The 22,770-nt window shown below is 69.2% G+C and carries 26 protein-coding genes; 15 read left to right on the forward strand and 11 right to left on the reverse strand.

The genetic code is table 11. The features are described 5' to 3' along the window. Window positions 1-102 precede the first annotated feature (102 nt). From ACIBTM_RS13905 to ACIBTM_RS13925, 5 genes are all read left to right on the forward strand, one after another. Window positions 103-447 (forward strand): DUF485 domain-containing protein, encoded by a 345-nt coding sequence (locus ACIBTM_RS13905; protein WP_395876884.1) that lies wholly within the window; start codon window positions 103-105, stop codon window positions 445-447. After that, the gene (locus ACIBTM_RS13910; RefSeq protein ID WP_395876885.1) at window positions 444-2,075 is read left to right on the forward strand and encodes a cation acetate symporter; all 1,632 of its coding nucleotides are present in this window, start codon (window positions 444-446) and stop codon (window positions 2,073-2,075) included. The genes ACIBTM_RS13905 and ACIBTM_RS13910 overlap by 4 nt, the downstream gene beginning before the upstream one ends. A gap of 47 nt (window positions 2,076-2,122) precedes the next feature. After that, window positions 2,123-2,473, forward strand: a complete 351-nt coding sequence (locus ACIBTM_RS13915; protein WP_395876886.1) for a rhodanese-like domain-containing protein — start codon at window positions 2,123-2,125, stop codon at window positions 2,471-2,473. A 35-nt stretch (window positions 2,474-2,508) separates the two neighbouring features. After that, window positions 2,509-3,435 (forward strand): DUF4328 domain-containing protein, encoded by a 927-nt coding sequence (locus ACIBTM_RS13920; protein ID WP_395876887.1) that lies wholly within the window; start codon window positions 2,509-2,511, stop codon window positions 3,433-3,435. 189 nt (window positions 3,436-3,624) lie between these two features. Then, a complete protein-coding gene (locus ACIBTM_RS13925; RefSeq protein ID WP_043847837.1) occupies window positions 3,625-3,933 on the forward strand; it encodes an antibiotic biosynthesis monooxygenase in 309 nt (102 codons plus the stop codon). Here ACIBTM_RS13925 and ACIBTM_RS13930 read toward each other — a convergent pair. Both ACIBTM_RS13930 and ACIBTM_RS13935 read right to left on the reverse strand, forming a co-directional pair. Then, complete coding sequence (locus ACIBTM_RS13930) at window positions 3,930-5,099, reverse strand: cytochrome P450 (RefSeq protein WP_395876888.1); 1,170 nt, start codon at window positions 5,097-5,099, stop codon at window positions 3,930-3,932. The genes ACIBTM_RS13925 and ACIBTM_RS13930 overlap by 4 nt on opposite strands. A gap of 60 nt (window positions 5,100-5,159) precedes the next feature. Next, on the reverse strand, window positions 5,160-5,372 hold the full coding sequence (locus tag ACIBTM_RS13935) for a hypothetical protein (protein WP_037333665.1): 213 nt from the start codon (window positions 5,370-5,372) through the stop codon (window positions 5,160-5,162). 290 nt (window positions 5,373-5,662) lie between these two features. Here ACIBTM_RS13935 and ACIBTM_RS13940 point away from each other — a divergent pair, with 290 nt between their 5' ends. From ACIBTM_RS13940 to ACIBTM_RS13955, 4 genes are all read left to right on the forward strand, one after another. Continuing rightward, the gene (locus ACIBTM_RS13940) at window positions 5,663-6,544 is read left to right on the forward strand and encodes a DUF5926 family protein (protein WP_395876889.1); all 882 of its coding nucleotides are present in this window, start codon (window positions 5,663-5,665) and stop codon (window positions 6,542-6,544) included. A 67-nt stretch (window positions 6,545-6,611) separates the two neighbouring features. Further along, window positions 6,612-6,965 carry a DUF952 domain-containing protein gene (locus tag ACIBTM_RS13945; RefSeq protein WP_395876890.1) on the forward strand — a complete coding sequence of 118 codons (354 nt, stop codon included), beginning with the start codon at window positions 6,612-6,614 and terminating at the stop codon, window positions 6,963-6,965. Between the two features lie 115 nt (window positions 6,966-7,080). Next, a complete protein-coding gene (locus tag ACIBTM_RS13950) occupies window positions 7,081-7,662 on the forward strand; it encodes a SigE family RNA polymerase sigma factor (protein WP_395876891.1) in 582 nt (193 codons plus the stop codon). After that, window positions 7,659-8,501: a hypothetical protein gene (locus ACIBTM_RS13955; protein ID WP_395876892.1), complete on the forward strand. Its 843-nt coding sequence runs from the start codon at window positions 7,659-7,661 to the stop codon at window positions 8,499-8,501. Before ACIBTM_RS13950 ends, ACIBTM_RS13955 begins: the two co-directional genes overlap by 4 nt. A gap of 67 nt (window positions 8,502-8,568) precedes the next feature. Here ACIBTM_RS13955 and ACIBTM_RS13960 read toward each other — a convergent pair whose 3' ends face one another. The 3 genes from ACIBTM_RS13960 to ACIBTM_RS13970 all read right to left on the reverse strand — a co-directional run bounded on the left by ACIBTM_RS13960 (window position 8,569) and on the right by ACIBTM_RS13970 (window position 11,300). Continuing rightward, on the reverse strand, window positions 8,569-9,120 hold the full coding sequence (locus ACIBTM_RS13960; RefSeq protein WP_350573403.1) for a ferritin: 552 nt from the start codon (window positions 9,118-9,120) through the stop codon (window positions 8,569-8,571). Window positions 9,121-9,277: 157 nt separating this feature from the next. Continuing rightward, complete coding sequence (locus ACIBTM_RS13965) at window positions 9,278-10,489, reverse strand: arginine deiminase (protein WP_395876893.1); 1,212 nt, start codon at window positions 10,487-10,489, stop codon at window positions 9,278-9,280. A gap of 13 nt (window positions 10,490-10,502) precedes the next feature. Beyond that, on the reverse strand, window positions 10,503-11,300 hold the full coding sequence (locus tag ACIBTM_RS13970) for a CPBP family intramembrane glutamic endopeptidase (protein ID WP_395876894.1): 798 nt from the start codon (window positions 11,298-11,300) through the stop codon (window positions 10,503-10,505). Window positions 11,301-11,323: 23 nt separating this feature from the next. Between ACIBTM_RS13970 and ACIBTM_RS13975 the strand changes: the two genes are divergently transcribed. Beyond that, a complete protein-coding gene (locus ACIBTM_RS13975; RefSeq protein ID WP_395876895.1) occupies window positions 11,324-11,785 on the forward strand; it encodes a PPOX class F420-dependent oxidoreductase in 462 nt (153 codons plus the stop codon). Here the strand turns inward: ACIBTM_RS13975 and ACIBTM_RS13980 are convergent. Beyond that, complete coding sequence (locus ACIBTM_RS13980; RefSeq protein ID WP_395876896.1) at window positions 11,782-12,573, reverse strand: DUF2470 domain-containing protein; 792 nt, start codon at window positions 12,571-12,573, stop codon at window positions 11,782-11,784. The genes ACIBTM_RS13975 and ACIBTM_RS13980 overlap by 4 nt on opposite strands. A gap of 94 nt (window positions 12,574-12,667) precedes the next feature. On the opposite strand from ACIBTM_RS13980, the gene ACIBTM_RS13985 reads away from it, so the two are divergent. Continuing rightward, window positions 12,668-13,675 carry a hypothetical protein gene (locus ACIBTM_RS13985; protein WP_395876897.1) on the forward strand — a complete coding sequence of 336 codons (1,008 nt, stop codon included), beginning with the start codon at window positions 12,668-12,670 and terminating at the stop codon, window positions 13,673-13,675. A 48-nt stretch (window positions 13,676-13,723) separates the two neighbouring features. Continuing rightward, window positions 13,724-14,785 carry a hypothetical protein gene (locus ACIBTM_RS13990; protein WP_395876898.1) on the forward strand — a complete coding sequence of 354 codons (1,062 nt, stop codon included), beginning with the start codon at window positions 13,724-13,726 and terminating at the stop codon, window positions 14,783-14,785. Here the strand turns inward: ACIBTM_RS13990 and ACIBTM_RS13995 are convergent. From ACIBTM_RS13995 to ACIBTM_RS14005, 3 genes are all read right to left on the reverse strand, one after another. Further along, window positions 14,778-15,518 carry a hypothetical protein gene (locus ACIBTM_RS13995; RefSeq protein WP_395876899.1) on the reverse strand — a complete coding sequence of 247 codons (741 nt, stop codon included), beginning with the start codon at window positions 15,516-15,518 and terminating at the stop codon, window positions 14,778-14,780. The two genes, ACIBTM_RS13990 and ACIBTM_RS13995, sit on opposite strands and share 8 nt — an antisense overlap. A gap of 11 nt (window positions 15,519-15,529) precedes the next feature. Further along, entirely contained in the window at window positions 15,530-17,347 is a 1,818-nt protein-coding gene (locus tag ACIBTM_RS14000; protein ID WP_395876900.1) for a substrate-binding and VWA domain-containing protein, read from the reverse strand. Window positions 17,348-17,510: 163 nt separating this feature from the next. Beyond that, a complete protein-coding gene (locus tag ACIBTM_RS14005; protein ID WP_395876901.1) occupies window positions 17,511-18,686 on the reverse strand; it encodes a homogentisate 1,2-dioxygenase in 1,176 nt (391 codons plus the stop codon). Between the two features lie 85 nt (window positions 18,687-18,771). Between ACIBTM_RS14005 and ACIBTM_RS14010 the strand changes: the two genes are divergently transcribed. Continuing rightward, the gene (locus ACIBTM_RS14010; RefSeq protein ID WP_395878057.1) at window positions 18,772-19,626 is read left to right on the forward strand and encodes a hypothetical protein; all 855 of its coding nucleotides are present in this window, start codon (window positions 18,772-18,774) and stop codon (window positions 19,624-19,626) included. Beyond that, window positions 19,623-20,264: an IclR family transcriptional regulator gene (locus tag ACIBTM_RS14015; protein WP_395876902.1), complete on the forward strand. Its 642-nt coding sequence runs from the start codon at window positions 19,623-19,625 to the stop codon at window positions 20,262-20,264. The genes ACIBTM_RS14010 and ACIBTM_RS14015 overlap by 4 nt, the downstream gene beginning before the upstream one ends. A 4-nt stretch (window positions 20,265-20,268) precedes the next feature. Here the strand turns inward: ACIBTM_RS14015 and ACIBTM_RS14020 are convergent, their stop codons facing one another. Beyond that, window positions 20,269-20,940, reverse strand: a complete 672-nt coding sequence (locus tag ACIBTM_RS14020; protein ID WP_395878059.1) for a DUF998 domain-containing protein — start codon at window positions 20,938-20,940, stop codon at window positions 20,269-20,271. An 88-nt stretch (window positions 20,941-21,028) separates the two neighbouring features. After that, window positions 21,029-21,616 carry a TMEM165/GDT1 family protein gene (locus tag ACIBTM_RS14025; protein WP_395878061.1) on the reverse strand — a complete coding sequence of 196 codons (588 nt, stop codon included), beginning with the start codon at window positions 21,614-21,616 and terminating at the stop codon, window positions 21,029-21,031. Between the two features lie 188 nt (window positions 21,617-21,804). On the opposite strand from ACIBTM_RS14025, the gene ACIBTM_RS14030 reads away from it, so the two are divergent. Further along, entirely contained in the window at window positions 21,805-22,758 is a 954-nt protein-coding gene (locus tag ACIBTM_RS14030; RefSeq protein ID WP_395876903.1) for a S41 family peptidase, read from the forward strand. Window positions 22,759-22,770: the final 12 nt, after the last annotated feature.

Below are 22,770 nucleotides of genomic sequence, written 5' to 3' on the forward strand. Positions count from 1 at the left end.
ACCGTTCACTCAAATGGATTGCCCCTCTGGCGCCCTATGAGGGGCATGATCTTTCGTGACAACGAAGTCATCGAATGGTCGCGGCAGGGTGGGAGGTCCGATATGAGCGAGACCGATCAAGACCTCGGGTCCGAACCGGAATCCGACTGGGAAAAGGTCCAGGCGAGCCCGGAATTCGCCGAGCTGCGACGACGGCTCCGGGTATTCGTTTTCCCGGTGTCGGCCCTGTTCCTCCTCTGGTACCTGCTGTACGTGCTCCTCGCCGACTACGCGACCGGGTTCATGAGCACCAAGCTCTTCGGCAACATCACCGTCGGCCTGGTCTTCGGCCTGCTGCAGTTCGTGTCCACCTTCGTGATCACCGGTCTTTACGTCCGGTACGCGAACCGGAAGCTCGATCCGCTCGCGGACAAGATCCGGCACGAGGTCGAAGGGACCGAACGGTGAATACGCTGGCAGCGGGCGTCCAAGGCAGCAGTCCGGCGCTCAACATCACCATTTTCGCGGTGTTCGTCGCGATCACGCTGGTGATCGTTTTCCGGGCGAGCCGGAATACGAAGACCGCTTCGGACTACTACGCCGCCGGGCGCGCGTTCACCGGTCCGCAGAACGGGATCGCGATCTCGGGCGACTATCTTTCCGCGGCGTCGTTCCTGGGTATCGCCGGTGCGATCGCGATCAACGGCTACGACGGTTTCCTCTATTCGATCGGGTTCCTCGTCGCGTGGCTGGTGGCGTTGCTGCTGGTCGCGGAGCTGCTGCGCAATACCGGCAAGTTCACCATGGGCGACGTGCTGGCGTTCCGGATGAAGCAGCGCCCGGTCCGCGCGGCGGCCGCGATCTCCACGCTCGCCGTCTCGTTCTTCTACCTGCTCGCGCAGATGGCGGGGGCGGGCGGCCTGGTGAACCTGCTGCTCGGCATCGAGGGGAACCTCGGCCAGGACCTGGTGATCGCCGTCGTCGGCGTGATCATGATCCTGTACGTGCTGATCGGCGGGATGAAGGGCACCACCTGGGTCCAGATCATCAAGGCCGTCCTGCTCATCGCGGGTACGTTCGCGATGACGTTGTGGGTGCTCGGGAAGTACGGGTTCAACCTCTCCAGCCTGTTCCAGGCCGCCGTCGACAAGGGCGGCCAGACCGGGGAAGCGCTGCTCGGCCCCGGCAAGCAGTACGGCAAGACCGGCACGACGAAGCTCGACTTCCTGTCGCTGGGCATCGCACTGGTACTCGGTACCGCGGGCCTGCCGCATGTGCTCATGCGCTTCTACACGGTGCCGACCGCCAAGGACGCGCGCCGTTCGGTGGTCTGGGCGATCGCGCTGATCGGCATCTTCTACCTGTTCACGCTGGTGCTCGGCTACGGCGCGGGCGCGCTCGTCGGCCCGGACGTGATCGCGAAGGCGCCGGGCACGACCAACTCGGCGGCACCGCTGCTGGCACTCGAACTCGGCGGCCCGATCCTGCTCGGGTTCATCGCGGCGGTGGCGTTCGCGACGATCCTCGCCGTGGTCGCGGGCCTGACGATCACCGCGTCGGCGTCGTTCGCGCACGACGTCTACGCCAACGTGATCAAGAAGGGCAAGACCGACGCCGACAGCGAGGTCCGCGTCGCGCGCATCACCGCGCTGGTGATCGGGGCGGTCGCGATCGTCGGCGGGATCCTCGCGAAGAACCAGAACGTGGCGTTCCTGGTGGCGCTCGCGTTCGCGGTGGCGGCGTCGGCGAACCTGCCGACCATCCTGTACTCGCTGTTCTGGAAGCGGTTCAACACCCAAGGCGCGTTGTGGAGCATCTACGGCGGCCTCGCGGTCTGCGTCGTGCTGATCGTGTTCTCGCCGGCAGTCTCGGGTAAGCCCGTCGACCCGAAGACCGGCAAGAGCGCCTCGATGATCCAGGGCGTCGACTTCCACTGGTTCCCGCTGGACAACCCCGGCATCGTCTCGATCCCGGTCGCCTTCTTCCTCGGCTGGCTCGGGACCGTGCTGTCCAAGGAGCACAACCGGAAGAAGTACGCCGAGATGGAGGTCCGCTCGCTCACCGGCGCCGGGGCGGAAAAAGCCGTCCGGCACTGAGCGGCTCTTCACGCGCGCGCAACGGGACGGGATGGGAGGATGGCAGCGTGGTGAGCCCTGCTGACATCCCGACCGTCGCCGTCCGTGATCTGCCGAAGGACGGCGTCGCGCTGCTCGACGTCCGCGAGGACGACGAGTGGGCCGCCGGGCACGCCCCTGGCGCCAAGCACATCCCGATGGGTGAGCTGCCCGCGCGCGTCGGCGAACTCGACGACCTGCCCGACGACCAGCCGATCTACGTGATCTGCCGCAGCGGCGGCCGGTCCGCGCGCGCCGCCGCGTGGCTCAACGCGAGCGGCTGGGACGCGGTGAACGTCGCCGGCGGGATGGGCTCCTGGAAGCAGGAGGGGCGCCCGATGGTCGGCGACCATCCCGGCGTCGAGCCCGAAGTGCTGTAACCGTGCAGCCAGGCCACTACCCGCCGAGAGCGCCGATGCCGCCGGTGCGTCCCGCGCCGATGCGGCAGCCGGTGCGCCATCGCGTCCGCTGGGTCGCTTCGCCACCGCCCGGCGCCTGGCCGCAGCGGCGTGAACCCGTGGCCGAGCGCTACTCCGGTCCGCCGTCCTACCCGGTCCCGCCGAGGTGGGGCTTCCCGAATCTGGTCTGGCGCCGCCCGACCGCCGTGCCAGGGACTGCGTCCGGCGAGGTCACCGCGGGGGAGCGGCTGCGGGTGATCACGCGCAGCCTCCTGCCGGTGCTGTGGACCTTCGCCGCTCTTGCCGTCATCGCCTCGGCCGCGGAGATCTGGCGCTACGTCCTGCTCGTGCAGAGCCGCGACTCCGCGCTGTCGACGTCCGTGGTCTCGGTCTCCGACAGCTTCGTGATCACCGCCGGCCTGCTCACGACGATCCTTTCGCTGCTGCCGTCGGGGCTCACCGTGTGGTGGCTGCTCGTGGCCAGGCACGCCGCCGCGGACGTCTCCGGCGAGGCGCCGCCCAGGCGGCAACGGCACGTGCTGGCGTTCGTGCTGGTGCCGGTGGTGAACCTGATCATGGCGCTGCCGGTGGTCGCCGAACTCGAACACGCCGTCCTGCGCCGGACGCGGGAAACCCGGCCGAAGCCGTCGCGGCTCGTGCTGCTCTGGTGGGGTGTCTGGGCGCTGAACTGGCTGCTGCTCACGCTGGTCATCGTCTGGCGGTTCCGGGACGGCGTCCAGGCGCTGGCCGACGGGGTGGTGCTGGTCGCGCTGACCGACCTGGCCGCGGCCGGGCTGGCGGTGGTGACGGCGCTGCTCGTGAAGCGCATGTCCGGGCTGCTCGCTCCTGTCGCGGAGAAGCGCCTTCGGCTGCTTCGTGTGCTGAAGGTGGATGGGGTTCCGGATCCGGAGCGGCGCGAACGTCCGGCCTCTTCAGTGCGCTGACCTGGGAAAAGAGAGCAAGGGACCTTTGCTACCACTTGGGTCGCGGTCCGTGTCGCGAAAGCCACTTTCGCGACATCTGACGTCCCGAAAGTGGCTTTCGCGACATCCTCATCGGTCCAGCACCGGTCGGCGCTGGGTAAGCCAGGTCACCGTTGACCTCCAGCGAGCTGGAGGTTCGAGACTGTGATCATGAGCGACGACGGCGTCACCTTCATCAATGTCTTCGAGATCCCCGCGGACCGCGTCGACGAGTTCGTTGAAACATGGCGAGAGCGCGCGAAGCTGATGCGGGACGCGCCCGGCTTCCGTGACGCCAAGCTCCACCGGGCGCTGCTGCCGGATTCGCGCTTCCAGCTCGTCAACGTCACGCATTACGACAGCCGTGAAGCCTGGGAGGCCGCGGGCAAGAATCAGGTGTTCAAGGCGTCGACCGAGCGGGCCGCGGAGATCGCGACCCCGAACGCCGCGCTCTACGAGGTCGTCGTCGAGTACCCCTAGCCCGTGGTGACGCGGAGCGAGCGCAGGCCCCGGATCACGAACTCCGGCCGCCGCTCCGGGGTCTCCGCGAGCCCAAGCCCCGGCAGCTTCGAGGCGAGGGAGGTCAGCGCGGCCGCGATCTCCACCCGCGCGAGCGGGGCGCCGACGCAGTAGTGGATGCCCATGCCGAAGCCGAGGTGCGCGTTCGGCGTGCGGCCGATGTCGAGCGTGTCCGGCCGGTCGAACACCTTCGGGTCCCGCGCGGCGGCGCCGAGGAGCGCGCCGATCTTCTCGCCCTCGGCCACCCGGAACCCGGCGATCTCGACGTCGGCGGTCGCCGTCCGCTCGAAGAGCTGCAGCGGCGCGTCGAAGCGGATCAGCTCCTCGACGCACGGGTCCAGTAGATCCGGGGAGGCCACCAGCCGCTCCCACTGGTCGCGGTGGGTCAGCAGCGCGTTGACGCCGTTCCCGATGACGTTCACCGTCGCCTCGTGCCCGGCCATCAGGAGCAGGACCGCGGTGGCGACCAGCTCGTCCTCGGTGAGTTCACTGCGCAGAAGGTCGCTGACGATGTCTTCGCCGGGGGAGTTCGCGCGCTGCTTCGCGACGCCACGCAGGTAGTCGACGAACTCCGCGGCCGCGGCTTCGGCGGCATCGCGCTTCTCCTCGGCGAGTCCGTACTCGTACATCTTCACGATGTGGTTCGACAGGGTGACCATGCGCGGGCCGTCCTCGACCGGGACGCCCAGGAGTTCCGCGATGACCGCGACCGGCAGCGGCTGCGCGAGGTGGGCCAGCAGATCGGCCGAGCCGGTTTCGGCGATCTCGGCGGCGAGTGCGTCGACCATGCCGTCCGCGAGTTCGGCGACCATCGGCCGCAGCCGCTGGACGTGCCCGCGGCCGAACGCGCCCGCGATCACCCGCCGCAGCCGCGTGTGGGCGGGTGGCTCGTTCTCCAGCAGCGAGTTGCGGTGCAGGAGGTTGAACGACGCGAACCGCTCCACCGGCAGCGCGTCCTGCCAGATCCGGCCGAGCCCGCGATGCCGCAGGACGGCGGCCGACGCCGCGTGCGACACCGCCACGGCGATGCCGAGACCGTCGTGCCGGTGGACTTCGCCGTGTTCGCGGAGGTCGGCGAAGGACGGGTACGGATTCGCGAGGAAGGCCGGGTCGGCGAGGTCGAACACTCGCCGACTGTAACCCGGCCCGGCGCCGCGCCGGGGTGGCCGCCCCGGCGCGGCAGGGAGCTACAGATGCAGCCAAAGCCCCAGGTGCAGGTGCAGCCCGTGGTGGTGATGCCCGTGGTGATGGCCGACGCACAGCAGCAGGCAATGCCGCGCCTGGTCGGCTCTGTCGGACTGCGGCGCGGCCGAAGCCGTGCCTACCGCGGGCCCGGCCAGCATCAGACCGAGTGCCACGGGAAACGCGGCCAACGCGGCCCGGCGCTTCGAGGTGCTCATCTGTGATCCCTTCTCCGCACTACGGCACCGGATGGCGCCGTAATCGAGTATTCGGTGCGGTCCGGGGAAAACGGCAGGCTGATCACCCGCGGTTAGATCGTCCGTATGATGACAACCGTTTTCAGTCACGTTTCCGTGGTACCCGGATGGCCGCTGAAACCCGCCGATCCGGTCGATCCGGCGGCCGGCCGGGTGTCGTCCGCGCCGGGCCTCGTCACCAACCCCGGGGGCCTTACGAGGCGTGCGCCTTCCCGCGATAGCGTCTCCAACCGAGCTTTGAGGAGGCTGACGTGGGCAAGGGTTCGCGCAAGAAGGGTCCCAAGACGACCTCGGACCGCAAGCCGAAGGTGCGCGACGTCTTCGTCGGCCAGCCCTTCGAGGGACTCGCGGCGGAGACCGAACTGATCGCGCTGCGCGAGTTCGTCCCGTCGGCGACGGCGGCGCTCACGCTGGGCTCCGGCGAGAAGGTCACCCTCGGCACGGTGCTGCCGATGGCGGCGGCCGCGTTCGTCCGGTCCGACGGCGAGCGCTACATCGGGATGCAGGTGCAGACCCGGTCCTCGGACATCAGCCGCGACCTCGGCCGGGCGCTCCAGTGGGTGCTGGAGGCCAAGGAGGGTGACGTCCTGTCCGTGCCGGACACCACGACGCCGCCCACCGCCGACGAGAAGGCCCGCCTGCAGGACCTGCTCGACACGAACGTCGAACTCGACGTCACGCTCTACAACGACTTCGCCTGGTGGCTGCCCGAGGACGCCGACGCGAGCGGAGACGTCGCGCTGTCCCTTGAGCGCGCGAACGCGGCGATCATGCCGACCGAACGCCTCGGCGCGGGCGCGTACTGGGTGCTCGCCGGGGAGAAGGCGCACCTGCGCTGGGTTCGCCCCGAGCCGGAGAACCTGCTGCTGCAAGCGCTTGCGCGGCTGTCCGCGGCCGGTGAGCTCAGCCTCGGCGAAGGCTCCCGCTACGCCGGTTCGTTCCGCGCGCACGGGCTGCTCGTCCCGGTGTGGGACCTCGACCCCGAGGCCCACGCCCGCGAGTGGGCCGACGCGAAGGACCAGCTCGGCACCCGGCTCGAGGCCGCGCTGAAGTCCCTCGACACCGAGCCGCTCAACGCCGCCGAGCGCCGCTCGCGCGACGGCCTCATCGGCCGCCAGCTCACCATCCGCTGATGCGCGTGAAGGCCCCCTTCCCTCGGCTCAGCCGAGGGAAGGGGGCCTTCACGCGACAATGGGCGGCGTGATCCTTCATATCTGTGCCAAGGGTGACTGGGCGGCGGTGCCCGAAGGCGGCGTCTACACCGCCGCGTCACTCGATTCCGACGGCTTCATCCACTGCTCGGACCCGGGAACGGCGCATATCCCGGCCAACGCCGTGTTCCCCGGCCGCACCGATCTGGTGCTGCTGGAGATCGACCCGGCGCTCGTCGGCGCGCCCGTCGTCTGGGAGGACGGCGACCCGCCGCATCCGGCCGGTCTCCAGTTCCCCCACGTGTACGGGCCGATACCCCGTAACGCCGTGGTGGCCGTACACGAATTCCCTGTTCAGGGGGACGGTTCGTTCAGAATTCCCGAATCCGTGTCGAGGCGTTGAGCAGACGTCTCTCGAACTGGTTCGCGGCAAGAGACAACCTGTGGGGGCGGTCATGCGTTTCGGGAGAGGTGGGCCAGGCAGAGCTGGCCGGGTGACCCCGGGAGGAGGCGATACGGTGACCGCTGCCGCGACGGTCATCCCGGCGACGGACGTCTGGGGGGCCGGCGAGAGCCGCGGGAGTGACGTGCCTGGTGAGCTCACCGACTTCGGCGACTTCGTGCGGGCCGGCCTGCCGGGGCTCCTGAGGTACGGGCACGCCCTCACCGGGAACCCGCACGACGCCGCCGACCTGGTCCAGACCGTGCTGGAGAAGATCGGCTCCCGCTGGTCGTACGTCCAGCACAAGACCGGCGACCCGATGGCCTACATCCGCCGTTCGATGGCCAACGCGCATATCAGCCGCTGGCGCCGGACCAAACGCGAGAGCCTCGTCGCCGACCTGCCGGACGTCCAGCCGTACAGTCCGGCCGATCCGTTCGAGCACGAGCCGCTGTGGCAGGCGTTACGCGCGTTGCCGCCGAGGCAACGCGCGGTGATGGTCCTGCGTTACTACGAGGGGCTGTCCGAAGCGGAGATCGCGGATTCGCTCGGTATCAGCCAAGGCACCGTCAAGAGCCAGGCGAGCAAGGCGATCGCGTCGCTGCGGACGAAGCTCGCGTTGGCCGAGCCCAAGGACGAAGGGAGGGAAGCGGGATGAACATGTCCGACGAGGACGTGCGGCAGCAGCTGCGCGACCTGTTCTCCGATGAGCGGCTGGGCGCGGGGTCCACGCTGAATCCCGAGACGATCGTCGCGGGCGCCCGCCGCCGCCGTCGCCGCCGTCAGCTGATGCAGACGACGAGCGGGATGGCCGCCGCGGTGGTCCTGCTGGGCGGCGGGCTCACCGTCTTCACGATCCACGACAAGGACAACGGCGCGGCCTTCCCCGGCGGCGACCAGCTCACCGTGGGCGCGGCGTCGTCGAGCCTGCCGCAGCCGGGGCCGGGAAGTTCGGCGCCGCCGGTGTCCTCCTCGGCGCCGCCGCCGAATCCGACGTCCGGGCCGCCGCCGTCGACAGCCCCCGATGGACCGGCCAAACCGCCGAAGAGCACCCCCGCCACGAAGCCGCCCACGCAGGGCAAGGTGACCTCCGGTGCGTTGCTGACCGCCGCCGGCTTCGGCAAGCTCCGGCTCGGGATGAGCGAGTCCGAGGCGGAAGCCACCGCGGGTCCGCTGCGGGCGAAAGAGGTCCGGGGCACCTGCACCTACGGCTACGCGGAGGGGGCCGCCGTTCCGGTCTCGACGTCGGTGTCGCTGACCGAGGGCGACGGGATCACCGTCATCAACCCGACGGGCACGGTGCACACCCCGGAGGGGATCGGCGTCGGTTCGACCGAGGCGGACATCCTCGCCGCCTATCCCGGCAGCACCAAGAACGGCAGCTCGTACGTCGCGCCGGTCAGCGCGGTGAGCGCGTATCGGATCTCCGTGTCCGACGACGGGTCGGCCGTCGGCATCCTGCTGACCAGCCTCAACCAGGACTGTCAGTTCAGCTGACGAAACGAAGAAAACCCGGGCTTCTCCAAGGGGGAGAGCCCGGGTTTTCCCGTGGTGGGAGCGTTGGTCAGAGCGCGCCGCCCGCGACCGGGGGCATCCCCGAGTCGGCGCCGCCGTCACCGACGGACTCGCGGTGCAGGTGGTTCTCCACCTCGAACAGGTTGCCGTCGGCTCGTTTGACGATGTTGAGCAGCGTGGACATCTGGGAGATCTCCTCGACCTGCTCCTTGAGGAACCACTGCGTGAACTGCTCGCCGATGTAGTCCTCTTCGGCGCGCGCGGCCTTGGCCAGCTGCTGGATGTCGGTCGCGACGTCCTTCTCCTGCTGCAGCGCGAGCTCGATGAGCTCACGGACGTCGGAGAAGTCGTTGCGTACGTCGCCGGTGCCGGGGATCTCCACGTGGTGGTCGGTGTCCAGCATGTACTGGACCAGCGCCATCGCGTGGTTCCGCTCCTCGACGGACTGCTTGTAGAAGTGCTTCGCGAGCTGCGGCAGGTCCTCGGCGTCGAACCAGACCGCCAGCGCGATGTACTGCTGGGAGGCGTTGAACTCGTTGTGGATCTGCGCCTGCAGCAGTTCGTAGAACTTCGAGCGCGGTTGCTTCTTGGTGAGGGCCATGTGTTCGACGATACGTCATGTCCCTATTCGATTTCCACTTTTCTCTGGTGATCTCCCCCCTATTAGGTTACCATTACCGACAATAGGCCCACCTCAATTAAGTAAGCCTTCCCTAATCAATTGAAATCAATTAGGGAAGGCTTACTTAATTTCTGTTTCAGATGCTTTCGCGCCGGATCGGGCACGACATGCAGCGCGGGCCGCCACGGCCGGAGCCCAGCTCGGAGCCGGTGATGGCCAGTACCTCGATACCGGCTTCGGCCAAGCGCGCGTTGGTTTCCACATTGCGTTCGTATCCGACGACCACACCGGGCGCGAGGGCGAGGGTGTTGTTTCCGTCGTCCCATTGCTCGCGTTCCGCGGTGACCGGATCGAGGCCGGTGTCGATGACCCGGAGCCGATCGATTCCCATTGCCTCGGCGGCCGCGGTGAGGAATGGGGCCGGGCCTTCCACCTTCACGGAACCGTCGTCGGTCGGCCGCATCGTGAAAGCGGTCAGCGAATCACGGGAAAGCGGATACATGACGACGGCGTCGGCGGCGACCATCGTGCAGACGGTGTCCAGATGCATGGTCGCGCGGGTCTGCTGGATCGGGACGGCGAGCACGGTATGCGCGATCCCGTCGGCGAACGCCGACCGGGCGAGGGATTCCGCGCCCGCCGCGGTCGTCCGCTCGCCGACGCCGATGGCGAGGACACCCGGCGAGAGCAGCATGACGTCGCCGCCCTCGATCGGTGCCGAATGCGCGCCGTAAGCGCGGGACGCGTGCCGGAACCACGGGTGATAGGCGTAGATGAGGTCCAGCACCGCGGTCTCGCGGACGCGCGCGGGCATGGTGAGCGAGGAGACCGCGACCCGGTCGCCGATCCAGGCCGACGAGTCACGGGTGAACAGCAGGTTCGGCAGCGGATCGACGGCGAAGTCGTTCGGGTGGTTCATCAGCCGGACCAGCGAGGCGCCCTCGGCGGCGGGCAGTTCCTCGAAGGTCATCCCCGCCATCAGGACCTCGGCCAGCGTCGCCGGGGGCACACTCGACAGGTGGGAACGGAGCGAGTCGGCCAGGTCGAGCCCGAGCCGCCGCTCGTCGACGGCCGCGTGTACGCCAGCCGCGTGGGCGCGGGTGTCCGAGAGCGCCGTGCGCAGCGCGTCGGCCAGCAGCAGCACCTCGACACCGCGGCCGCGCAGCACCTCGGCGAACGCGTCGTGCTCCTCCTGCGCGCGGTCCACCCAGGGGATGGAATCGAACAGGAGCTGGTCGTTGTTGCGAGGCGTGAGCCTTTTGAGCTCGTTGCCGGGCCTGTGCAGGAGCACCGCACGCAGGGGGCCGACTTCGCTGTCAACTCGGGGTGGAGTCGTCTCGTCAATCACGGTTTCACACTAGCTAGGGAAGCCAGGAAACTCGCCCTTTGAGCAGCGCGTATCCGACGAAGGAAACGAAATCCAGCGCGGTGTGCGCGGCGATCAGCGGCCACAGCCGGTTCGTCTTCTGCCACAGCCTGCCGAACACCAGGCCCATCACGATGTTGCCGACGAAACCGCCGAATCCCTGATACAGGTGATACGACCCGCGAAGCACCGAAGACGCGACCAGCGAGGTGTTCTCACGCCAGCCGAGCTGCCGCAGCCGGGTCAGCAGGTACGCGACGACGAGCACCTCCTCGGCGAACGCGTTCCCGAAGGCCGACAACGTCAGCGTGATCGGACGCCACCACGTTTCGCCCAAAGTGGACGGTTGCACCGACAGGCTGAACCCGAGGCCGTAGGAGAGGAAGTACAGCCCCAGCCCGGGAATCCCGATCACCGCGGCGAGCAGGAGCCCGTGGACGACGTCGCGGCCGGGACGCCGCTTGTCGAGGCCGATCTCCGCCAGCTTCATCCCGCCGCGCCACAACAGGTACAGCCCGAGCGCGCCCCAGCAGACCAGCTGGCCGGCGCTCAGGAGCTGTTTGAGCAGGTCGACCAGGCTCAGGGTCGCCTGGGGAACGTTCAGCTGGGCCTGTTGCCGCGCCAGCGGCACGGGCTGCAGCAGCGAGTCCACAAGGGACAGCAGGCTGCGCAACCCGGACAGGCCGAGGGTGATACCGAAGACGACGACCAGTTCGATGACGATCGCGCGGCGGCGCGCCGGATCTTCCACGAATTCCGGCAGCGCCGGGCGTTCGGGACGCAGCCAGCTCATCGGCCGCACGTTACCGTCGAGTCATGGCAAGGAGCATCGCGACCAACGAAACCGTCGACCGGGCCGCGCTCGTCGACTTCCTGTCCACCCGCCACCGCGCCATCCTGATGACCGCCAAGGCCGACGGCGGCCCCCAGCTTTCCCCGGTGACCTGCGGAGTCGACGCGGAAGGCCGCCTGGTCATCTCCACGTATCCGAAGCGCGCGAAGGTCGTCAACGTGCGACGCCGGCCGCAGGTGTCCGCCTGTGTCCTTTCCGACGAATGGAACGGCCAGTGGGTCCAGCTGAACGGCACCGCCGAGGTGCTCGACCTCCCCGACTCGGTCGAGCCGCTGGTCGACTACTTCCGCGCGATCTCCGGTGAGCACCCCGACTGGGACGAATACCGCGAAGCGATGGTGAAGCAGGGCAAGAGCATCATCCGCGTCACCATCGAATCGTGGGGCCCGATCGCCAAGGGCGGATTCCCGGCGGAACTCGCCTAGCCCTGCGGAAAGTAGGGGCAGCCGACCAAGCGGCGGATCTCGCCGCTCAACTGCTGCGGCCCTTCGACCGGCCGCGAGAACGCGAGCCGGACGTCGTGGTCGCCGGAGTCGGCCTCCACCCGCAGCCGCAGCCCGTAGCGGTCCAGCCCCAGCGGCCGGATCCAGCCGCCGCGCAGTTCGGCGGGTACGTGTTTGGCGAGCTGCTGGACGACGTCGGCGTGGTCGGTCTCCAGATGCCGCAGCCACGCGGCCTCGTAGTCGTGGAACGGGTCCGGCGGCGCGGCGCTGAACATATGCGGCCGGAGCGAGTGCGTGCCCTCGGCGTCGGCGAGCACCAGCGACGCCGGGGTCAGCCTCAGCAGCGTCAGGCCGTGCCCGACGTCCAGCAGCCGCTCGTCCGGCCGGGTTTCGGCGATGGAGACCGCGCGGGCCCGCGCCGACACCTCGGAAAGCGGCCGGAGCCAGCCCGTGATCCACAGCAGCCCGCGGATCGGTTCCCGCAGGTCGACCGGCGCCTGATCGGTCAGTTCGACCATCACCGCGAGCTCGCCGCGCTGTGCCTCGTGCGCGCGTTTCACCAGATGGTGCTCGTCCGGCAGCAGGATGCTGACGCTGCCGCTCGGGTGCACGTGGTGCAGCTCGGGGACGACGCGGCCGCACTGTCCTGGCAGGTCACGCTGCTCGGCGGTCGGCATCAGCGTCGCCGGCCCGTTGCGGGTGGCGATCGTCTTCGCGCGTTCCGCGGGGTTCGGCGCCGGCGGGCGGCGGATGGACGTCGGTGTGGTCACGGCTCACCTCCTGGTTAGGTGAGCCTAACCTGATCTGGCTGCCGAGTGGAAGTAGCCTGGATCACGTCTCACCGCATACCTCTACGTTGACCTGGTGGAAGACCACAGAATCCGGGTGCTCGAACCACCCGAAGGGATTCCGGCGAAGAACATGCCGGTCCTGACACCCCTTCTCGACCGCCTCACCGCGACCGCCGGCACGTCGTCGATCGCGTCCGGGTTGCTCGTGGTGCTCGGCGTCGTCCTGGCGGTGTCGGGCCGGTACGGAATCGCCGCGCCCGCCTTCCTGCTCTGCTTCATGACACCGGTTTCGCTCTACTTCGGCTACCTCGTCCTTGCCGGATCGTCGCCGATGCGGAAGCTCACCGGCAAGCCGTTCCGCCTGGTGAGCGGGCTGGACGGGGCTGTCGTCGCCGGTTCCCGGGTGAGTGTCCCGATCGACGGCCGGTGGCTCGTCTTCCGGCTGCCCGCCCCGCTGCGAGCGCAGTTGGCGGCGCAACGGCGGCTGTGGGTGCTCGGCCCGTTCTTCGTGCTGCCCGGTGTCATCGGCCCCCGGCGCGGCGCGTTCCGGGACGCCCCCGCGCGCGGTTCGGCGCCGTTGGCGGCCGAGCCGGTCACGCCGGGACGGCTGGTCACCCTGCAAGGACGGCTGCTGGGTGCGTACTACCTGCTGGGCGCCGGGATCACGCTGGTGGCGGCCGCCTTTTCGCTCTGGGTCAGCTTCGACTATCCCGACCGCGACAGTCTCATCGTGCCGAACACGCGGGTGCTGGCCGCTCTCTGTGTCCTCGCGACGATCGGGCTCGGCATCGCGGCGCTCGTGGTCGCCCGGCCGTCACCCGAGCCGCGGTGGACCGAACTCGCCGTCGTGTCCGGGCCGGCGTCGGTCAACCTCTTCGGCATCGTCACGTGCAAGGGCCGAACCGTGCTGCCCGACGGCCGCGAGGTCACCGTCCAGGCGGGCGGTTCGGATCCGTCGCTGGCCGCGAACATCGCCGCGACCGGACGGCTGTGGGTGCTCGGCGTGCCCGCGGCGGGGAAGGTCGCGAAGGCGGGAGTGCCGGGGCACGCGGTCTTCGGGCCGGTCCGATTCGGCCGGTAACGGACCCCGATCCCCACGCGATCCACAGGCGGGGATCAGGGGGAGAAAATGCACGATTCAGCCGTTTCGCGCGTCCGCGTGCTCGAACCGCTTCGCGATCAGCCGGCGGTCGCGATGCCGGTCTTCGGGTCCTTGCTGGGAGCCATGCGTGGGGCTCGTGCCCTGTGGATCGTCGTGCCCTTGGCCGTCCCGGGAGCCCCCGCCGCCTACCTGAGCGGACGTCTCGGTCTCGTCCCGATGGCGGTGTTCCTTGCTCTCGCGGTACCGGCGGTGTGCTGGGGGCTTCGGCGGTCGATCCCGTGGAAGGCGCTCTCCGAACTGGCGCGCGAGGCGCCGTTCCGCGAACTGTCCTTGCCCCCGGAAGGGCTTTTCGCCGACGGGACGAAGGTCTACTTCCGGCTTCCCGACACGGATGCCGCCTGGGCCGAGACCAGGCTGCCGAAAGCCGCCCGGCTTCAGCTCCAGGCGCAGCGGCGGGTGTGGCTGCTCGGGCCGGACGAGAAGGGACGCCGGTTCCTGCAGCTGCCGGGAGTGCTCTGGCCGCACCGGATGAAGGTGGTACCGGACGTGCCCGGTGGCGCGGTGTGCCAGGAGCCGGTCGAGCAGCGCGTCGTCCCACCCGAAGAGGACGTGGTCCTGACCGCGCATCGGCAACGGATCGTCCGCTGGATCCGCGCCCTGTTCGCGGCGGCGGTGCTCGTCTTCGTCCTCCTCGCGGTGGCCCAGGCCTTCGCGGTCGTCGAAATCGTGTCCGGGACCGGCTCGGGAATCGCCGTCCTGACGATCTACTCGGTCGTGTTCCTGGTCTGGGGGATCGATGCGGTCAAGGGAATGCTGAAACCGCTGCCGCGCGGGAAATGGACCGAGATGGTCGCCGTTCCTTACCGGCCGCCCCAGATCGGCGTCACGGGCCTGGCGACCCTCGCCTGCCGGGTCCAGTGGCCCAACGGCTGGTGGAGCGACATCTTCCTGGCCAAGGTGGACCCGGCGCTCGCCGCGGACATCTTCGCCACCCAACGGATCTGGATCCTCGGGGAGCCGTTCCGCGGTGCCACCACGTTCGCCGGCGTTCCCGGCCACGCCGTGCTCGGCCGCGTCAGATTCAACTGAGCGAGCGCCGCGTCGCCTCCTCGGTCTCCACGACCCCCCGCCGGATCCCTTCCAGCTGCTCGCTCAACTCGCCGATCGTGGTGGTGTCGAGCAGTGAATCGCCGCTGGCGGCCGAGAGTTCGGCCGCCCTGGCGACCAGACCGTCGAGGCCGAGCGCGCCGGAGCGCAGCTGTGCCAGCAGTTTCCGCTGCGCGCTCGACAGCCGCGTATGTACGTCTTCCTGTGCCTGCACCGATTCGAGCGACTGGTTCAGGTCGCCGCGGATGTCGTCGTCGGCGGTCTTCAATTCCTTGCGCAGCCGGGCTTTCTCGGCCGACACCGCGACCGGGTCCACGCGTGCCAGCGCCTTCCCGGTGGCGGACGCGCGCGCGGCCAGCCTCCGGAGGGTGTCGACGGTTTCCCGCACCACCGGTTCCATGTCGGCCACCCGATCCGCGAGCGGGCCGGTGTCGAGCGAAGCGGAGATCGACCGGAAGCCGTCGGCCGCCGCTTCCGCGCGCCGCACCCAGTCCGCTTCGGGGGAGCCGGGCTCGACATCGGGGAGCGGCCGTTCTTCGGGCTCCGGCAACGGTTTCGGTCGCGTGGCGACGGCGATCCCGGCACGGGCGGCGAGCACGGTCACGCCGACACCGAGCGCGGCGAGCGGCGGCAGCTGCACCGCCCAGGCCGCACCCGCCGACGTCGCCGCGAGGAGCAGACCCCACGGTTCGGCTAGCTCACGGACGAAGCGCATATCCGAGGATCTCAGAAATTCGAGATCACGGCGGTGAAGACCTGGTCGATCGAGTCCGGTTTGGACGAGTCGTACCCGACGCCCTGGGTGGTCTCGGCGATCTCCTTGAGCACGCCCAGATCCGCGTCCGAGCCGTAGGCGATGGTGAACAGCCGCACCGCCTCGCCGCCGCCCTCGGTCCGCAACCGCCCGACGAGGTTCGCCAGATCGATCCCGCCCGGATCCTCGTTCCGGCCGTCGGTGAGTACGACGACCGCGTTGATCGCGTCCGGATCCAGCCGCTGCTTCATGAACTCGTAGGCCGCGAGCGACGAGTCGTAGAGCCCCGTCCCGTTCTGCGGGGTCAGCCCGTTCAGCCGCGACGCCAGCTCCTGCCTGCCCGGCTCACCGCCGATCGGCGACACCGGCCGGAGTTCGGTGTAGTCCTTGTCGCCGTCCAGTTTCGTCGAGAACATCCACAGCCCGACCTTGTCCGCGTCGCCGAACTGCGGCAGCGACGCCACGGCGGCCTGTTTCGCGAGATCCATCTTGTTCTTCCCGGTCCCGCTGACGCCGTCGCCCATCGAACCGGAGACGTCGACGACCAGCAGCACGTTCGCCTTCTTCCGCAGGTCCTTCCACGACTTCAGCACCTCGGTCAGCACCGGCGGGCTCGGCGGGCGGATCAGGTTGAGTTTCCCGTCGGGCTGGGCGCCGTTCTCCTTCGTGGTCTGCGACCCTGGTTTGCCGTCGAACGTGCGGAAGCCGATGTCGCTGAACTTCTGCTGCGCTTCGGCGCCGCGCAGATGCGCGAGGAAATCCGCCGCGACCTGCTTGTGGATGTCGTCGGCCCAGTTCAGCACGGTGAACGGGTGATCGGAGTTGAGCGTGCCGTCGCTCGGGTAGATCCCGGCGAGCGGCACCTTCGGCGGCGCGTGCTGACCGCGTTTCGCCGGATCGTTCGTGGGATTGCCCTGGTTGTAGCCGACGAGCGAGTTCTCCTCGACCGTCACCGCCGAGATGTACGACATCGCGGCGCCGCGGTCGTCGGCCTTCTGCAGATTCGTCAGGAACGTCAGCGTGTTGTCGCCGTAGTGGACGATGGCCTGCTCGACGTTCTGCACGAACGTCCGCGCCTCGGGTTTCGCGAGCGCGTTCGCGGTGAGGTCCGAAGACGTGCCCGTCGCCGCGTAGTAGGCGCCGATGGTGGCGTTGAGGCCGGACGTCGAGATGTTCGGATTCGTCTTCCCCAGCCGGAACCTCCCCCATTCCGGATGGCCGTACTTCGCCCAGCCCTGCGGATCCGTGGCCAGCGCGGCGAGATCCTTCCAGCCGATTCCCTTGCCGGGCCAGCCGAGCGCTTCGGCCATCGGCTTCGGCATCGCGACGACCAGCGGCGCGTTCGCGACCGATTCCGGGTCGCCCTCGGGCACCAGCGAGGGATGATCGGAGCCGGTGAGGTTTTGGCGTAACAGGTTCACCCAGCCGGACGCGGCGGGCGTCCAGACGTCCGGCCGCGGGCCGTCCACCGCCTCGTTCCAGCCGCGGGACAGCGCCTGCATCGCGGTGCCGGACGACTTCGACTGCACGAGCACGTCGACGCAGCGTCCGGCCACCGTGCGGCCGCTGTACCCCTTGGCGATCTCGGCGACCACGCCCGCCTTCTCCGGCGACGACGACACCTGCAGCTTGACCGCGTCGCCCGTCGTGCACTTCGCTTCCACGGCCTCCTCGCCGGAGTCGCTCGTGAGCGCGCGCAAGCCGATGATCAGGCCGACGGCGACCACCGCCGCCGCCACGAACGCCAGGACCTTGCGGCCGCCGCGGGATTGCTGAGGATTCACGACCATGGAGAACCTCCGCCGGTGGGGACACCGATTATCCGGAGGTTTCGCCTTGCCAGGCTTGGCGTTGCCGAACCGTTGCGGCCATGGCGGTACTTATCCCGCCACCCCGCGGCATTTAGTCCTTTGAATGCGTGAGCACCGCATTCAAAGGACTAAACGCATGTCGTCAGGCGCCGGGGCCGCGGCCGGACCAGGTCCACGCGTAGCCGTGGTCCTCCGACGCGTCGGCCGCTTCGCCGAGATCCAGCGGCGCGAAGGTGTCCACCATGACGGCGGTCTCGTCGAAGAACTGCGCCCCGATCGACGCCTCGGCCGCCCCGGGCTGCGGTCCGTGCGTGAAACCGGACGGGTGCAGCGAGAGCGAGCCGACCTCGATCCCGGAGCCCTTGCGCGCCTCGTAATTCCCGCGGACGTAGAACATCAGCTCGTCCGAGTCGACGTTCGCGTGGTTGTACGGCACCGGGATCGACTCGGGGTGGTAGTCGACCTTGCGCGGGCAGAACGAGCAGACCACGAAGTTCGGGCCCTCGAAGGTCTGGTGCACGGGCGGCGGCTGGTGCACGCGGCCGGTGATGGGCTCGAAGTCGTCGATGTTGAACACCCACGGGTACAGGCAGCCGTCCCAGCCGACGACGTCGAAGGGGTGGGTCGCGTAGGTGTAGCGCGTCAGCCCCGCGCGGTGCCGCACGAGGACCTCGACGTCGGTGCCGTCGACGACCAGCGGCTCGGACGGCCCGCGGATGTCGCGCTCGCAGTACGGCGAGTGCTCCAGGAACTGGCCCTTCGCCGACAGGTACCGCTTCGGCGGTCCGATGTGGCCGCGCGCTTCGATGGTCAGCAGCTTGACCCCGTCGCCGTCGTGCGGGAGCACGCGATAGGTGCACGACGTCGGGATGACGAGGTAGTCGCCGTCGCCGACCTCCAGCGAGCCGTAGATCGTCTCGACGGTCGCTCCGCCGCCCTGGACGTAGAACAGCTCGTCGCCCGCCGCGTTGCGGTACAGCGGTGAAGGCTTGGTCGCGTGGACGAAACCGATGGTGACGTCGGCGTTGCCGAACAGCCGCCGCCGGTCGGTGACCGCGTCGGCGTCGCCGAATTTGAGGTCGTGGGTCTTGAAGGCGCGGGGCTTGAGCGGGTGGTTCGGGGTGATCGGGCCGCGCTCGTCCTCGATCGCGACGGCGTCGACGATCGCGGTGGGCAGGCCGCGGTGATAGAGCAGCGCCGAGTCCGCCGAGAAGCCCTCGACACCCATCAGTTCCTCGGCGTACAGGCCCCCGTCGGGCTTGCGGAACGCCGTGTGGCGCTTGTGCGGGATCTCGCCTACCTGCCGGTAGTAAGGCATCGGAATCTCCCCGGAACGTGTCCGTTGTGCGAACGATTTTGTCCTGATGTCGTACGCTACTAGCGTGTCAGTCGTGTCAAGCGCTGTGGAACTCACGCCACCCGGCCCCCGAGGAATCCCTCCCCTGTTCGCGCGGCTCGTCGACGACTCGGCGTTGTTCCCGCCCGGTGAGGCGTCCATGCCCGAAGCGCTGCGTGCGCACTTCGCGTCGAGGGCCGGTGAGCACTCCGGCGTCCTCGGTGTGTTCCTGTGCCAGGCGTCGAGGCTGCCCGAGCTCATCACCGAACTCATCAAGATCAAACCCAAGGAACCGCTGCCGCTGTCGCTGATCATCGACACCGGCCTCGGCGGGGTCCCGAAGGCGATCTCGATCGTCGAATCGCGCAGCGAGATCCTCAGCCTTCGCATGGTGGAGATGCCGGCGCCGTCGGACGTCGACGAGGTCTGGCTGGAGCGTGTCTCCGAATTCGTGCCCGAGGACGTCATCCGCGTGGTCGAGCCGCGGCGCGGCGTCGGCTGGCTGGACGGCGTGCGGAAGGTGATCGAGCACGGCAGCTGGCCGAAGATCCGCTGCGGCGGCAAGGCGGGCGAGAACTTCCCCAGCGTCGACGAGGTCGCCGACTTCCTCGCCGTGGTCAGCGGCTCGACCGGGGCGTCGTTCAAGGCGACGAACAGCCTGCACCGCGCCGTCCGGCACACCGAGGAGTCGAGCGGCTTCACCCACCACGGATTCCTGAACCTGATCGTGGCGTCCGCGCGCTGCCTCTCCGGTGGCGACGTGCGCGGCGCCCTCGAATCGACCGACGGCGCCGCGCTGGCCGCCGAGGCCAAGGGGATGTCGGAGCCCGCCGCGAAGGCGGTTCGCGGGCTCTTCGCGTCCTACGCGGCGGCCTCGTTCGACGAGCCGGTCGCCGACCTCGGGGAACTCGGGTTGCTGTGACCCGCGAAGGGTCACTCACCCTCGACCGGGGCCTCGCTTTGCTGCAGGCCGTGGCGGACGCCGGTGGCGAGGCGGCGACGATCTCCGAACTCGCCGTCGCCATCGGCGCGAGCCGGGCCGCCGTCTACCGGCTGCTCGTCCCGCTGTCCGAACGCGGCCTGGTGTGGCGCGACGGCAACAAGGTGCGGCTGGGTGTCGGCCTGCTCCGGCTCGCCGGGCAGGTCCTCCCGCAGCTGCGCGAGGCCGCGAGGCCGGTGCTGCGCGAGCTGGCGGAGAAGGTCGGGGCGACGGCGCATCTGTCGGTCGCGCAAGGCGACCAGGCGCAGGCCGTCGCGGTCGTCGAACCGTCGTGGACGAGCTTCCACGTCGCCTACCGGGTCGGCACCCGGCATCCGCTGTCGGCCGGCGCGGCGGGCAAGGCGATGACACTGCGCCCCGGCGGCGGCGAAGGCTGGGTCACCTCGTCGGGTGAGCTGGAGGCGGGCGCCTCCGGGGTCGCCGCGCCCGTGCGCGGAGTGCCGGGGTTGAAGGCCAGCGTGGGTGTGGTGTCCCTCGAACCGCTGGAGGCCTCCGTGGTGGGACCCGCGGTCGTGGCGGCCGCCGTCCGGCTGGCCGAGGTGCTGAAGCAGCCCGAATAGCGTTTCAGCGGTGGCTGAGCAGCGGCCGCACCATGGTCGCCAGCAGCGTGAGGTCGACCGCGAACAGCAGCCGCTCGAACAGGCCGAGCGTGACCTCCTGGTGCGATGGGCCGGTGAGCATCGTCCAGACGAAACCACCGAGCACGATCACCACCGCGGCGAAGCTGGCCACCGAAAGCCGCCGGATCGTCGTGCGGCGCGGCTCCCACGGGCAGCGCGCGCGGCCGGGGCGGGTCAGCACCCAGGCGGCGGCGGGAAGCGCGAGGAAGGCCACCAGCGCGGCGTAGTTGTGGATCTGGCCGGCCAGCGACCGGGCCATCCCCTCGGGGTCGACGGGAACGAGCGCGAGGACGAACAGCCCGGCGCACCACACGCCGAGCAGAACGAGAACGGACTCGTAGCCCTTGCGGTGCGCCTTGGCGATCCCGCCGAGCAGAGCGAGCGAACCGAACCCCAGCGCCAGGCACATCGCCCCGAACAACGGGGCCGCCGTCGAACCGGGCGAGAGGTAGCCGTAGACGTACTCGGACAGCGTCTGCCAGATCGGGCTGACCTGGCTGGACAGCCTCAAGTGCAGGTCGATCGAGATGGCGACGGCGACGGCCATGCCGAGGACCGCGAGCCTGCCGTGCACGGGGGAGACGGCTCGGGCCACGAGGGTCTTCGGCGAGGTCACGACCGGTTTCTCCAGGCACATCGGGGCGGGTGTTCACCTTTTCGTTCCCGAAAGGTTACCCGGCGAACCTGTGAAAACCCCGTGCGCCTCAGAAGACGAGCTGGGCCAGTGCGAACAGCGAGAACCCGGCGAAGACGAAGCCCGCCACGCGCTGGATGAGCTTGGGGCGGATCCGGCTGCGCACCTTCGCACCGATGAAGACGGCCAGACCGGCGACGGCGACCAGTGCGACGAAGGAGCCGAGGCCGACCGCGAACGGGTTGCCGAAGCGAGCGGTGAGGCTGGCGGTCGCGAGCTGGGACGCGTCACCCCACTCGGCGGCGAACAGCACGCCGAACGACGTCAGTGCGGAGCGGAGGAAGGTCGCGGGGCCGGGACCGGAACGCGAGGCGTCCTCTCCGCCGTCCTTGGCGGGACTGAACCCTTCGCGAAGAAGCATGTACGCGCCGACGCCGAACATTCCGGCGACGATCGCGGTCACCAGTGCCTCCCGCAGCAAAGTGAGCACACTGCCGAACGTGGCGGCGATCGCGGATTGCACGGCGAATGCGGTGGTGACGCCGACGAATACCGGCCACGCGCGGAAACGAGTGGTGAGAACCAAAGTGGCGACGAGAGTCTTGTCCGGCAGCTCCACGGCCAGTACCAGGCCGAACGCGCTGATCAGAGCCAGCATCGAGCTAGACATGATGGTTCTTCACCCCTTTCACTGCAACGATAAAGGGGCGATTCAGAGAAAGGCAAGCTGATGGCTTTTCCGAATTGGGCGGCATGTGCGGGCGAATTGTATTCCTTGGTGCAGCGGAAATGAGTTTTCGGTAAACCGAATTCTTTTTTCAGGCTTCGCTGGTAGCGTCGCCGGGCATGGACGAGAGAGCGCGGATCGAAGACGTGTGCAGGCGCCTGCAGGACCACTACGTGTTCCCCGACGTCGCCGAGAAGCTGGCGGTGTTCCTACGGGCGAGGGTGAGTGACGGCGCGTACGCGGGGCTCGACGATCAGGCGTTCGCCGTCGCGGTCACGCAGGATCTGCAGTCGGTCAACGGGGACAAACATCTGCGGTTGCGGCACCACGTCGACCCGCTGCCCGAGGTGGACGGGGAGTCGTTCGATCCCGAGGAGTTCCGGCGCGAGGCGGAGCTGAACGGTCATGGCATCGCGTCGGCGCGGCGGCTGGCCGGGAACGTCGGCTACCTGGAGACCAAGCTGTTCTACGGGCCGGACATCGCCGGCGAGGCCATCTCCGCGGCGATGACGCTGCTCGCGACCACCGACGCGCTGCTCATCGACGTCCGGGAGAACCGCGGCGGCGATCCGGCCACGGTGGCGCTGCTGATCAGCTACCTGGTCGGCGAGCCGACGCATTTCAACAGTATCTATCTGCGCGACGGCGACGTGACCAACCAGTTCTGGACACAGCCGTACGTACCGGGCCGCAAGTTCGGCGCGGACAAACCGGTGTGGGTGCTGACCGGGCCGACGACGTTCTCCGGTGCCGAGGACCTGAGCTACTCGCTGCAGCAACTGGGGCGGGCGAAGACGGTGGGCGCGTGCACCGGCGGCGGGGCGAATCCCCGGAAGCAGTACAAAGTGGACACCCATCTGGATGTCACCGTCCCGGGTGGACGGGCCGTGAACCCGGTCACGGGGACCAACTGGGAAGGCGTCGGCGTCCAGCCCGATATCGCCGTCGACGTCGAGGCCGCTTTCGACACGGCGTACGCGTTGGCGCTGGCCCACGTGCTGACACTGGGGGACACGGGCCTGCGGCGGCAGGTCGCCGACGAGGCGCGGCTCGCGCTCGCCGCCCTCGGCTGAGGCCTGCCAGGA

This window comes from Amycolatopsis sp. NPDC049868, from assembly GCF_044461365.1.
Taxonomy (GTDB): Bacteria; Actinomycetota; Actinomycetes; order Mycobacteriales; family Pseudonocardiaceae; genus Amycolatopsis.

Bases quoted from the DNA above. Each gene is read 5' to 3' on its own strand.
- ACIBTM_RS13905 (WP_395876884.1), top strand. From the start codon at position 103: ATGAGCGAGACCGATCAAGACCTCGGGTCCGAACCGGAATCCGACTGG.
- ACIBTM_RS13920 (WP_395876887.1), top strand. From the start codon at position 2,509: ATGCCGCCGGTGCGTCCCGCGCCGATGCGGCAGCCGGTGCGCCATCGC.
- ACIBTM_RS13925 (WP_043847837.1), top strand. From the start codon at position 3,625: ATGAGCGACGACGGCGTCACCTTCATCAATGTCTTCGAGATCCCCGCG.
- ACIBTM_RS13935 (WP_037333665.1), bottom strand. From the start codon at position 5,372: ATGAGCACCTCGAAGCGCCGGGCCGCGTTGGCCGCGTTTCCCGTGGCA.
- ACIBTM_RS13955 (WP_395876892.1), top strand. From the start codon at position 7,659: ATGAACATGTCCGACGAGGACGTGCGGCAGCAGCTGCGCGACCTGTTC.
- ACIBTM_RS13960 (WP_350573403.1), bottom strand. From the start codon at position 9,120: ATGGCCCTCACCAAGAAGCAACCGCGCTCGAAGTTCTACGAACTGCTG.
- ACIBTM_RS13970 (WP_395876894.1), bottom strand. From the start codon at position 11,300: ATGAGCTGGCTGCGTCCCGAACGCCCGGCGCTGCCGGAATTCGTGGAA.
- ACIBTM_RS13975 (WP_395876895.1), top strand. From the start codon at position 11,324: ATGGCAAGGAGCATCGCGACCAACGAAACCGTCGACCGGGCCGCGCTC.
- ACIBTM_RS13990 (WP_395876898.1), top strand. From the start codon at position 13,724: ATGCACGATTCAGCCGTTTCGCGCGTCCGCGTGCTCGAACCGCTTCGC.
- ACIBTM_RS13995 (WP_395876899.1), bottom strand. From the start codon at position 15,518: ATGCGCTTCGTCCGTGAGCTAGCCGAACCGTGGGGTCTGCTCCTCGCG.
- ACIBTM_RS14000 (WP_395876900.1), bottom strand. From the start codon at position 17,347: ATGGTCGTGAATCCTCAGCAATCCCGCGGCGGCCGCAAGGTCCTGGCG.
- ACIBTM_RS14005 (WP_395876901.1), bottom strand. From the start codon at position 18,686: ATGCCTTACTACCGGCAGGTAGGCGAGATCCCGCACAAGCGCCACACG.
- ACIBTM_RS14025 (WP_395878061.1), bottom strand. From the start codon at position 21,616: ATGCTGGCTCTGATCAGCGCGTTCGGCCTGGTACTGGCCGTGGAGCTG.
- ACIBTM_RS14030 (WP_395876903.1), top strand. From the start codon at position 21,805: ATGGACGAGAGAGCGCGGATCGAAGACGTGTGCAGGCGCCTGCAGGAC.